General features: G+C 69.2%; 3 protein-coding genes. 2 read left to right on the top strand and 1 reads right to left on the bottom strand.

Features of this window, described 5'->3' with window-relative positions; all coding sequences use genetic code 11:
- The first annotated feature begins 428 nt into the window (after positions 1–428).
- A complete protein-coding gene (locus tag AB0H42_RS02430) occupies positions 429–1046 on the top strand; it encodes a hypothetical protein (protein WP_357048675.1) in 618 nt (205 codons plus the stop codon).
- Between the two features lie 105 nt (positions 1047–1151).
- Here the strand turns inward: AB0H42_RS02430 and AB0H42_RS02425 are convergent, their stop codons facing one another.
- Positions 1152–1325, bottom strand: a complete 174-nt coding sequence (locus AB0H42_RS02425) for a CsbD family protein (RefSeq protein ID WP_030520075.1) — start codon at positions 1323–1325, stop codon at positions 1152–1154.
- A 278-nt stretch (positions 1326–1603) separates the two neighbouring features.
- Here AB0H42_RS02425 and AB0H42_RS02420 point away from each other — a divergent pair, with 278 nt between their 5' ends.
- Positions 1604–2641, top strand: a complete 1038-nt coding sequence (locus tag AB0H42_RS02420; RefSeq protein WP_357048549.1) for a hotdog domain-containing protein — start codon at positions 1604–1606, stop codon at positions 2639–2641.
- Positions 2642–2683: the final 42 nt, after the last annotated feature.

The raw sequence follows: 2683 nt of genomic DNA, 5'->3' as shown, positions 1-2683 counted from the left end.
CTTCCGACCTTCCGCTCAGACTCGGAGGCACCGGAGCACAGCAGAAAACGCCCCCTGCCGCGCTCGGAGCCTGGGTACGACTTCGTCGTGACGAAGCGGTGTCCACGCCCCTGCCACGCGAACACCTTTAAGAGCAAACAGCTATCAGATCGTGCGCCGGACAATTTATGCACATCGCCCGGGCACCGTGCAACCGGGTCCGGCGTTTTGCCCATCGACGCGCCGACCACCCGACACGCGGGCCCGGTGCGGCCTGCGTGGGACATGGTTCGGCCCAGACCACAGGGGAAGTGGCTGCGGCGGAGGCCAGAGGAGTATCCAGTTGTACACAGGTGGCTCTGTACGAAGTGACCAGATACGGGAAAGCTCGTGGCGTGATCGGACGTCTCACCGCACTGTTCGCCGGGCTCTGGCTGTACGGCTTCTCGATGGCCGTGATGATCCGCGCCGCAGTCGGTTTGGACCCGTGGGACGTCTTCCACCAGGGGGTCACCCGGCAGGTGCCGATGAGCTTCGGCACGGTGACCGTGCTGACCGGCGCGGTGGTACTACTGGCCTGGATTCCGCTGCGGCAGTGGCCCGGTGTGGGAACAGTGAGCAATGTGGTGCTGGTCGGTGTATCGGTCGACGCGGGACTCTGGCTCCTCCCGCACTGGGAGTCGATGCCGGTCCGAGTGGGGGCGATGGTGCTCGCGGTCGTACTCAACGCACTGGCCAGTGTGCTGTACATCGGCGCGGGACTCGGACCGGGTCCGCGCGACGGTCTGATGACGGGGCTCGCCCGCCGGACCGGATGGTCCATCCGCCGCGTCCGGACGATCCTCGAGGTGTCGGTCCTGAGCACCGGCTGGCTGCTCGGCGGCAGCGTCGGTCTCGGCACCGTGGTCTACGCGGTGGCCATCGGACCGCTCATCCAGCTCATGATCCCGCTGGTCGCCGGCCGGTTACCCGGATTCGACACCCCGTCGCCCCGGCGATCGCCGGACGCGGAGGCGATTCCCGGGCCCGCCGGGAGCGCGGACGGACCGGTCCCCTTCGGCCCGTGACTTCGGGGGATCCGCCCCCGGGGCCGCTGAGCCGGATCCGCGACTCCGGGCCGGACACCGCACGGGCGACGCCGGTGTCCCGGCGTCGCCCGTGCGCAGGCCCGATCAGTCGCGGAAGGCGTCCTTCACCTTCTCGCCCGCGTCCTTCAGGTTGGACTTGGTCTGATCGGCCTTGCCTTCGTTCTTCGTCTCCTCGTCGCCGGTGGCCTTTCCGAGCTTTTCCTTGGCCTGGCCGGCGAGATCTTCGGCTTTGTTGTCGAGCTTGTCCTTCGCACTCATCGCCTGTCCCCTCTCGTCGGGTGCGACCGGCCGGCGGTCTGGCCGATCGTCGGGCGAATAACCACCGCGCGCCCCCTCAAACACCCGCCCGCGCCCTTTCCCCGGACACCGCGCCGCCCGTGTATCCGGCGGGGACCTGGTACGCCGGGCGAATCGCCGGGGTTCCCGGCCGCGGGCGGTGTCCTACTCGCCCGTAGCGCCGCACCTGCCTATTCTGCTCCGACGACAACGGAGTCGGGAACCGTACCTCCGCACCACCCGAGCAGATCGGCAGGCCCGTGAACGCCACAACCATCGACCCCCTCCCGACCCCGGCCGCGTCCGGTAGACGGTCCGAGGCGATCCACCGCTTCCTCGTCAAACCTGCCGACGCGGGTATCGCGGGCGCGGTGGACGGCGGCAAGCTCCTCGAATGGATCGACAAGGTCGCCTATGCCGCGGCGGCCCAGTGGAGCGGCCGCTACTGCGTCACCGCCTATGTGGGCAATATCCACCTCGACCGGCCGATCGCGGTCGGCGAATTGGTCGAGTTGCACGCGAACCTCGTCCATACCGGCCGGACGAGCATGCACATTCTGGTCAGCGTCTACTCGACGGACCCCACCCGGCAGAAACCGGTCCAGACGGCGCAGTGCCTCACCATCTTCGTCGCCGTCGACGAGGCGCGGCGGACGGTCGCGGTGCCCCAATGGGAACCGGCCACGATTCTCGAGTTGCAGCGCCATCGGCAGGCCCGCGCCCGGCTCTCGGTCCGCAAGCGCATCGAGGAGGCCATGGCCACGCAGCGCTACACCGCCGCCTCCACCGCCCCGAGCGCGACGCTGCGATTCCTGGCGGCGCCCTCGGACATCAACTGGGGCGGCAAGGTGCACGGCGGCCGCACGATGGGGTGGATCGATGAAGCCGCCTACGTCTGTGGCGCCGACTGGGCCGGCCAGCATGTGATCACCTCCTATTTCGGTGGGATCCGCTTCTACCGGCCGATCGTCATCGGCCATATCGTGGAGGTCACCGCACGGCTGATCCATACCGGCCCGCGCAGTATGCACATCAGCGTGCACGTCACCGCGACCGACCCGTATTCCGACGAACCGGCCCTCGCCGCGCACGGTCTGGCCGTGGTCGTGGCGGTGGACGCCGCCGGCAAGGCGCGACCCATCCAGCAGTGGACACCGGTCTCCGACGAGGACCGGTCCCTGGCGGCCCACGCCCGTCACCTCGTGGACCTGCGCGCCGAGGTCGAACCGTTCGCCACCGCCGCCGATCTACCGGCCGATGCCGAGCCCAGCCATTTCCGCGCACCGCTTCCGGGCTGAGTCCGGCCGGGCCCGTGCTCCCGAATCGGAGGATGTGCCCTT

The sequence above is a fragment of the Nocardia sp. NPDC050799 genome, assembly GCF_040654015.1.
In the GTDB taxonomy this organism is placed as follows: Bacteria; Actinomycetota; Actinomycetes; order Mycobacteriales; family Mycobacteriaceae; genus Nocardia.
Note: the sequence above shows the minus strand (reverse complement) of the source record. Positions and strands in the feature narration are given on the sequence as shown.